Here is a 7,746-nt window from a genome sequence, read left to right on the forward strand (position 1 = left end):
TTCTGTCAGATTATTCGTAGGAGAAGATCGAGCCGAGCTTGTCCATACGCTCCAGGGCCATCCCGGAACCGCGCACCACGCAGGTGAGCGGGTCCTCGGCCACCAGCACCGGCAGGCCGGTTTCTTCCATCAGCAGGCGGTCCAGGTCGCGCAGCAGTGCGCCGCCGCCCGTCAGCATCATGCCTTTTTCGGCGATGTCGGCGCCCAGTTCCGGCGGCGTCTGTTCCAGCGCGTTCTTCACGGCCGAGACGATGTTGTTCAGCGGATCGGTCAGCGCTTCGAGAATCTCGTTGCTGGAAATGGTGAACGAGCGCGGGATGCCTTCGGACAGGTTGCGGCCCTTGACTTCCATTTCCTTCACTTCCGAACCGGGGAAAGCCGAACCGATGGCCTTCTTGATGGCTTCGGCCGTTTGTTCGCCGATCAGCATGCCGTAGTTGCGGCGGATGTAGTTGACGATGGCTTCATCGAACTTGTCGCCGCCCACGCGCACGGAACCCTTGTAGACCATGCCGCCGAGCGAGATGATGCCGACTTCCGTGGTGCCGCCGCCGATGTCGACCACCATCGAGCCGGTCGCTTCCGATACCGGCAAGCCGGCGCCGATGGCCGCCGCCATCGGCTCTTCGATCAGGTACACCTGCGAGGCGCCGGCGCCCAGCGCCGATTCGCGGATCGCGCGGCGCTCGACCTGGGTCGAACCGCACGGCACGCAAATGATGATGCGCGGCGATGGACGGAAGAATTTCGAGTCATGCACCATGCGAATGAATTGCTTGAGCATCTGCTCGGTGACGGTGAAGTCGGCGATCACGCCATCTTTCATCGGACGGATCGCTTCGATATTGCCCGGCACCTTGCCCAGCATCTGCTTGGCTTCCTTGCCGACTGCCTGAATGGTCTTCTTGCCATTCGGACCGCCTTCCTGGCGGATGGCGACGACGGACGGTTCGTCCAGGACGATACCGAGGCCGCGCACATAAATAAGGGTGTTGGCCGTGCCCAAGTCAATGGCCAGATCGGTGGAGATATACCTGCGTAAAAAACCAAACATGAGTGTCCTGTAGCGCATCGAGCTGCGCAAAAGCTGTTTATGGGGAGTTTCAAAGCGGGCGCTTTCAGGCACCCTGAAAATCCATGAAGGCGATTTTTCCGGGTTTCGCTTGGCGCTTGCGCAATCTTTTCTATGCTGCGGCAGCGGTCCATCAGCGCCGGCAACGCATTAACCCGCCATTCTACCTTATAATTTGAATGCGATTTGCTCAAAAACCATGGAAAAGTGCGACTCTTGCAGCCGCGAGTTACGCGGCGTTCCCCGGCTTTTGTGAGCAAAAAAGCAGTAAATATTCGCGTTTTATCGAAACGCCAACTTAATACTAATGCGCGGCACTCCGCGCCATTCGCCATGTCCCTGACACTCTCCGACGTAAAACGCATCGCCCACCTGGCACAACTTGAAATGGCCGACGATCAGGCCGTCACGTCCCTGGCCCAATTGAACAAGATTTTTGCCCTGGCCGAACAAATGCAAGCCGTCAATACCGATGGCGTGGCCCCGCTGAGCCACCCGCTGGCTGCCCACATGGACAATATCGCCCTGCGCCTGCGCGAAGACGTCGCCACGGAAACGAATCACCGCGACGCCTACCAGGCCGTGGCGCCGAAGGTCCAGGATGGACTCTATCTCGTCCCAAAGGTTATCGAATAAACACGCCGTTGCGCCGCTCCCGCCTTCTTGCCGAATATCAAAATAGAAACGCCATGCATACAAAATCCATCAAACAGCTGTCCACGCTCTTGCAGAACAAGGAAATTTCCGCCGTTGCGCTGGCGACGCATTTCCTCGACCGCATCGCAGCGGACACTTCGAATGCCTTCCTGCACGTCGACCGTGCCCTGACCCTGGCGCAAGCTGCCGAGGCCGACGCGCGCATCGCCGCTGGCACGGCCACGCCGTTGACGGGCGTGCCGATCGCGCACAAGGACCTGTTCGTGACCAAAGGCTGGCGCACCACGGCCGGCTCGAAAATGCTGGCCAACTACGCCAGCCCATTTGACGCCACCGTGGTGGAAAAATTCCAGGCGGCCGGCATGGTCACCCTGGGCAAGGTCAATTGCGATGAATTCGCCATGGGTTCCGGCAACGAGAACTCGGCCTTCGGCGCCGTGCAGAACCCGTGGGACAAGACGGCCGTGCCAGGCGGCTCGTCCGGCGGCTCGGCTGCCGCCGTCGCCGCCGGCCTGACGCCAGCGGCCACCGGCACCGATACGGGCGGCTCGATCCGCCAGCCAGCGGCTTTTTGTGGCATCACCGGCATCAAGCCGACGTATGGCCGCGTCTCGCGCTTCGGCATGATCGCCTTTGCCTCGTCGCTGGACCAGGGCGGCCCGATGGCCCGCTCGGCCGAAGACTGCGCCCTGCTCTTGAGCGCCATGGCCGGCTTTGACGAACGCGATTCGACCAGCCTGTCGCCGGAACAGGGCGGCGTGACGGAAGATTTTTCACGTGAACTGGGCCAGCCGTTGACGGGCTTGCGCATCGGCGTGCCGCGCGAGTACTTCGGCGAGGGCTTGGCCAAGGACGTGGAAGCGGCCGTGCGCGGCGCGCTGGCGCAGTATGAAAAACTGGGCGCCACCCTGGTCGACATCTCGCTGCCGAACACGGCCCTGTCGATTCCCGCCTACTACATGATCGCCCCGGCCGAAGCGTCGTCGAACCTGTCGCGCTATGACGGCGTGCGCTACGGCCACCGCGCCGCCGAGTACAAGGACTTGCAGGACATGTACAAGAAGTCGCGCGCCCAGGGCTTCGGCCCGGAAGTGCAGCGCCGCATCATGGTCGGCACCTATGTGCTGTGCCACGGCTACTACGACGCCTACTACCTGAAGGCGCAAAAGATCCGCCGCCTGATCGCGCAGGATTTCGATGCCGTCTTGAATGGCCCGAACGCCGTCTGCGACGTCATCATGGGACCGGTCGCGCCGACCGTTGCCTGGGACTTGGGCGACAAGACGGACGACCCGGTGGCAAACTACCTGGCCGACATCTACACCCTGTCGACCAGCCTGGCCGGCTTGCCCGGCATGTCGATACCATGCGGTTTCGGCGCGGGAGACAAGAATGGCAAGCGCCCCGTCGGCCTGCAAATCATCGGCAATTATTTTGGCGAAGCCAAACTGCTGAACGTGGCCCACCAGTTCCAGCTGGTGACGGACTGGCATACGCGCAGCCCGGCCGGCATTTAAGAAAAAAATTCGCGCCGCCGAGGCGGCGCCACCAAAAAAGATAAGCGAGAACACTATGCAATGGGAAGTCGTCATCGGTCTTGAGAACCACGTGCAGCTCACGACCGAATCCAAAATTTTCAGCGGTTCGCCGATCAAGTACGGCGCCGACGCCAACACGCAGGCGAGCCCCGTCGACCTGGCGCTGCCAGGCGTGCTGCCGGTCATGAACAAGCAAGCCGTCGACCGCGCGATCCGCTTCGGCCTGGCCGTGGGTGCCACCGTGGCGCCGCACTCGGTCTTCGCGCGCAAGAACTATTTTTATCCGGATTCACCGAAGGGCTACCAGATCAGCCAGTTCGAAGACCCCGTCGTCATCGGTGGCGCCCTGACCTTCGGCTACGAAAAGGATGGCGAATTCGTCACCAAAACGGTCAACCTGACGCGCGCCCACCTGGAAGAAGACGCCGGTAAATCGCTGCATGAAGACTATGCGGGCATGAGCGGCATCGACTTGAACCGCGCCGGCACGCCGCTGCTGGAAATCGTCTCGGAACCGGAAATCCGCAGCGCCGCCGAAGCCGTGGCCTACGCCAAGGCCCTGCACTCGCTGGTCATGTGGCTGGGCGTTTGCGACGGCAACATGCAGGAAGGCTCGTTCCGCTGCGACGTCAACGTCTCCGTGCGCCCCGTCGGCCAGAAGGAATTCGGCACCCGCTGCGAAATCAAGAACCTGAACTCCTTCCGCTTCATCGAGGAAGCCGTGCACGTCGAAGTGCGCCGCCAGATCGAACTGATCGAAGACGGCGGCAAGGTCGTGCAGGCGACGCGTTTGTACGATCCGGAACGCAAGGAAACGCGCGAAATGCGCAGCAAGGAAGACGCCCAGGATTACCGCTACTTCCCGGACCCCGACCTGCCGCCGCTGGTCATCTCGCCAGAATGGATCGCCACCGTCAAGGCCTCGATGCCGGAACTGCCGGCCGCCATGCGCGCCCGTTTCATCAGCGAATACGCGCTGCCGGACTACGATGCGCTGGTGCTGACGCAATCGAAAGCCATGGCCACCTATTTCGTCGCCGTGGTCGACAAGGCTGGCAAGGAAAACGCCAAGGCCGCCGCCAACTGGCTGATGGGCGACGTAGCGTCAACCCTGAACCGCGAAGGCGTGGACCTGGATGAGGCGCCCGTCTCCGCCGCGCAGCTGGCCGCCATGCTCAAGCGCATCGCCGATGGCACGATCTCGAACAAGGCGGCCAAGGAAGTCTTCGCCGGCATGTGGGAAGCGAAGTCCAGCGACGAGCACCTGGTCGACACCGTCATCGACGCCAAGGGCCTGAAGCAGATCTCGGATACCGGTGCGCTGGAAGCCATCGTCGATGCAGTGCTGGCGGCGAATGCCAAGTCGGTGGAGCAGTACCGCGCCGGCAAGGAAGCGGCGATCAACGCGCTGATCGGCCAGGCCATGAAAGCCTCCAAGGGCAAGGCCAATCCGGCCCAGCTGACGGAACTGCTGAAGGCCAAGCTGGCGGGGTAATCTTCGCGAGAGGCATGCAAAAGGACGCTGCGGCGTCCTTTTTTTATGCGCCGCCCGCTTGCAGGTATGATCATGGATTATTCCACGCACCTGTGAACACGCCATGAACAAGATCAAAACCGGCCTGGTCGGCTACGGCTTCGCCGGCTCCACCTTCCACGCTCCCGTGCTGTCCACCATCGATGCCCTGGAGCTGACTGCCGTCGCCTCCAGCAAGCCGGAGCTCGTGCACAAAGACTGGCCGCGCGCCACCGTGTATGCGGAAGCGGCGCAGCTGTTTGCCGACCCGTCGATCGAACTGGTCGTCATCGCCGCGCCCAACGAGGCGCATTTCAGTCTGACGCAAGCGGCCCTGCAGGCGGGCAAGCATGTGGTGGTCGACAAACCCTTCACCATTTCCAGCGTTGAAGCGCAGAGCCTGATCGCGCTGGCCAAGGAGCGCAAGCTGGTGCTCAGCGTGTATCACAACCGGCGCTGGGATGGCGACTTCCTGACCTTGAAAGCGCTGCTGGCGCAGGGCACGCTGGGGCGCATCGCCAGCGTCGAATCGCATTTCGACCGTTTCCGCCCGGAGATCCGCCAGCGCTGGCGCGAGTCCGACGCCCCCGGTGGCGGCCTGCTGTACGACCTGGGTCCGCACATGCTGGACCAGGCCATGCAGCTGTTCGGCCAGCCGGAAAAGCTGTACGCCGATATCGCCCTGCAGCGCGATGACGCGCAGGCTGTAGATTATTTCCACCTTGTTCTGTACTACGACCGGCTGCGCGTGGTGCTGCAAGCCGGCTGCCTGGTGAAGGCGCCGACGGCGCGCTTCGCCGTGCATGGCGACAAGGGCAGTTTCGTGAAGTTCGGCCTCGATCCACAGGAAGACGCCCTGAAGGCGGGCGGCAGGCCGGGCCAGCCCGGCTGGGGCGTGGACCCCGTGCGCGGTGCGCTGCACCTGGGCACGCAGCCGGACGGCCATTGTGAACACCTCGACATGCAGGCCGGCCGCTACCAGGATTTTTACCAGGGCATGGCCGACGCCATCGGCCACGGCGCACCGGCGCCCGTGGCGGCCGAAGATGCGGCGGCGACGATACGCCTGATCGAACTGGCGCTGCAAAGCAGTGCCGAAGGGCGCGTGCTCGCGGTCAGCTGATCAAGGTTAATTAATGACGAAAGCCAGCACCACGGAGCCCAGCGCCAGCAGGGCGAGGCCGCAAATGAACAGCAGCTCGCCCCACCATTCGTAGCGCAAGCGCGACTGGCCGGGGCGCAGCGACATGAACGAGAGCACGGCGCTGACGAGAAAGACGATGGCATCGACAGCGAGCAGCTTGTCGATGGCCAAGCGCACCTCGCCGCGCGGCGCCAGGTGGCCGATCGACAGCACCGTCATGCACACGCCGACCATCGTCGCCGACGTGGGCAGGATATGCGTCGACAAACCCCGCGCCGACAAGCCCCGCTCAGGCGCCTTGCCATCACCAGGCATTAAGGCAGGCCCTGGTTCGTTCCCGCCGGCCAGACCAGCTCCACGCGCGCGGAACTGCCCGCCTTGACCTGCACCTTGCGTTCCAGCGTCTTGCCGGCCAGCGTGGCGCGCAGGCTGTAGCTGCCCGGCGCCAGTTTCGCCAGCAGGAACGGTCCGCTGGCCGTCGCTTCCAGCACCGGCGCGCCCTTGGCGTCGCGTATTGCCAGCTTCACGTCGGAGGCAAATTCCGCCTTGCCCGCCGCCTGCACGGAAAACACCAGGCTCAAAGGCCAATGCCGGCTGGCGCTCTGAATGGCAGTCGATTCATCGAGGCCGATGCCGCCGCTCAGGTACTCCACCGCCCCGCTCTTTTGCACGGGCGGCAAGGCGCTATCGCCCTGCGCCTGCGCCGCACTTCCCAGTAACAGCCCGGCGGCCAGCATCGCCGCCGCCGCCAGGTTCAAGGTACCGCGTCTGTCTGGTGCCATCTCACTCTCCTCATGTCGGTTGACTCAAGATAGGAAACGCAGCTTAGGCCAGTCTTAGCTTAGAGCCTATCTCAGTAGATGAATACATCCCCTGCTGGCGCCCCTCAGAAGCGGGGACTGCGTTGCTCGTCGTTGCGTGGCTCGCCACGCGTCCTCCTCACGCCTTGTCCGCGCTCCTGATGAACTGCCAGCAGAAGATGCTCCCTACTGAGATAGGCTCTTAGCGCCACCCCTTTAAAGGTGTACATTGACAGCCCCGTCTTTTAGTACCCGTGCCGTTGATACGTGGCGTCGGGCAACAGCACCGGCCACATAGCCTTTTTTCGCTGTTTTTTTCGGGACGCGAGGGTGTTTGCGCAGCGTTTTTGGTTTGGCGTAAGCGGCAATCTGAAGCAGTAATTTGCTCAGCTCTGATGCACACATGGCGTCGTAGCGCCGCCATGCTTTGGTTGGCACAGCCATCACCATGCCGGCATAGTGCGCTCGTACCTCCACGGCCACATAAAACGGCGATAGCTCAATGCCGCTGGCAACCAAGTCATGCGCGCTGCTTACCGCGCGCTGCAAGACAGTCAGCACGTTATAGGCCAGGATCGCGATGCCGAACGCGAACAAGGCTGCGCGCGGGTGTCCGAGAGTCTTGACTTCACTGTGCAAGACCGATTCGAGTCGCTGGAACATTGTCTCGATCCGCCAGCGCTTGCTGTATAGGCGTGCAATGGCGCGTGCGCTGAAATGCTCTTTTGGCAGATTCGTCAGTAATCGGAGCATCATTTCGCCATCGTCAGTGGGCTTGTAAAGTTGCAGTTCAATGCGACGTAATGCTACCTTCTGCCCTGTAGCTCCAGGGATGGTAACGCACTGTTCAAAGACGGCGCCGGTCGCGATTCTCCCTCGATATGCAAGCTCGTCGAGCGGTGCCGGATTGGGCGTACGACCGTGCTCACGCACGATGAAGGCACACCCACGGCGATCCCATTCGGACAGGATCATGCGCGTGCTGAAGTTGCGATCAGCAATCCACAGGTCGCCCGGATGCG

General features: G+C 62.5%; 8 protein-coding genes. 4 read left to right on the forward strand and 4 right to left on the reverse strand.

Annotated features, from left to right (window positions below; translation table 11 throughout):
- Positions 1 to 10 precede the first annotated feature (10 nt).
- Complete coding sequence (locus ACP7DW_RS19285) at positions 11 to 1,054, reverse strand: rod shape-determining protein (RefSeq protein WP_010393186.1); 1,044 nt, start codon at positions 1,052 to 1,054, stop codon at positions 11 to 13.
- 351 nt (positions 1,055 to 1,405) lie between these two features.
- Between ACP7DW_RS19285 and gatC the strand changes: the two genes are divergently transcribed.
- The 4 genes from gatC to ACP7DW_RS19305 all read left to right on the forward strand — a co-directional run bounded on the left by gatC (position 1,406) and on the right by ACP7DW_RS19305 (position 5,903).
- Positions 1,406 to 1,708 (forward strand): Asp-tRNA(Asn)/Glu-tRNA(Gln) amidotransferase subunit GatC, encoded by a 303-nt coding sequence (gatC, locus tag ACP7DW_RS19290; RefSeq protein WP_071079526.1) that lies wholly within the window; start codon positions 1,406 to 1,408, stop codon positions 1,706 to 1,708.
- Positions 1,709 to 1,761: 53 nt separating this feature from the next.
- Positions 1,762 to 3,246, forward strand: a complete 1,485-nt coding sequence (gatA, locus tag ACP7DW_RS19295; RefSeq protein ID WP_426056062.1) for an Asp-tRNA(Asn)/Glu-tRNA(Gln) amidotransferase subunit GatA — start codon at positions 1,762 to 1,764, stop codon at positions 3,244 to 3,246.
- 40 nt (positions 3,247 to 3,286) lie between these two features.
- Complete coding sequence (gatB, locus tag ACP7DW_RS19300; RefSeq protein WP_426056215.1) at positions 3,287 to 4,762, forward strand: Asp-tRNA(Asn)/Glu-tRNA(Gln) amidotransferase subunit GatB; 1,476 nt, start codon at positions 3,287 to 3,289, stop codon at positions 4,760 to 4,762.
- A 103-nt stretch (positions 4,763 to 4,865) separates the two neighbouring features.
- On the forward strand, positions 4,866 to 5,903 hold the full coding sequence (locus ACP7DW_RS19305) for an oxidoreductase (RefSeq protein ID WP_426056061.1): 1,038 nt from the start codon (positions 4,866 to 4,868) through the stop codon (positions 5,901 to 5,903).
- 6 nt (positions 5,904 to 5,909) lie between these two features.
- Here ACP7DW_RS19305 and ACP7DW_RS19310 read toward each other — a convergent pair whose 3' ends face one another.
- The 3 genes from ACP7DW_RS19310 to ACP7DW_RS19320 all read right to left on the reverse strand — a co-directional run.
- Positions 5,910 to 6,239 (reverse strand): hypothetical protein, encoded by a 330-nt coding sequence (locus ACP7DW_RS19310; RefSeq protein WP_426056060.1) that lies wholly within the window; start codon positions 6,237 to 6,239, stop codon positions 5,910 to 5,912.
- Positions 6,239 to 6,706 (reverse strand): carboxypeptidase regulatory-like domain-containing protein, encoded by a 468-nt coding sequence (locus ACP7DW_RS19315; protein ID WP_426056059.1) that lies wholly within the window; start codon positions 6,704 to 6,706, stop codon positions 6,239 to 6,241. The genes ACP7DW_RS19310 and ACP7DW_RS19315 overlap by 1 nt, the downstream gene beginning before the upstream one ends.
- Before the next feature lie 234 nt (positions 6,707 to 6,940).
- On the reverse strand, positions 6,941 to 7,746 hold an 806-nt coding region (locus tag ACP7DW_RS19320), incomplete at its 5' end, for a transposase (RefSeq protein ID WP_426056058.1).

It is taken from the genome of Janthinobacterium sp. PSRC1-1 (assembly GCF_049897525.1).
Classification (GTDB): domain Bacteria; phylum Pseudomonadota; class Gammaproteobacteria; order Burkholderiales; family Burkholderiaceae_D; genus Janthinobacterium; species Janthinobacterium tructae.

Coding starts and splice junctions, on each gene's coding strand:
- ACP7DW_RS19285 (WP_010393186.1), bottom strand. CDS start 1,054: ATGTTTGGTTTTTTACGCAGGTATATCTCCACCGATCTGGCCATTGAC.
- gatC (WP_071079526.1), top strand. CDS start 1,406: ATGTCCCTGACACTCTCCGACGTAAAACGCATCGCCCACCTGGCACAA.
- gatA (WP_426056062.1), top strand. CDS start 1,762: ATGCATACAAAATCCATCAAACAGCTGTCCACGCTCTTGCAGAACAAG.
- ACP7DW_RS19305 (WP_426056061.1), top strand. CDS start 4,866: ATGAACAAGATCAAAACCGGCCTGGTCGGCTACGGCTTCGCCGGCTCC.
- ACP7DW_RS19310 (WP_426056060.1), bottom strand. CDS start 6,239: ATGCCTGGTGATGGCAAGGCGCCTGAGCGGGGCTTGTCGGCGCGGGGT.
- ACP7DW_RS19315 (WP_426056059.1), bottom strand. CDS start 6,706: ATGGCACCAGACAGACGCGGTACCTTGAACCTGGCGGCGGCGGCGATG.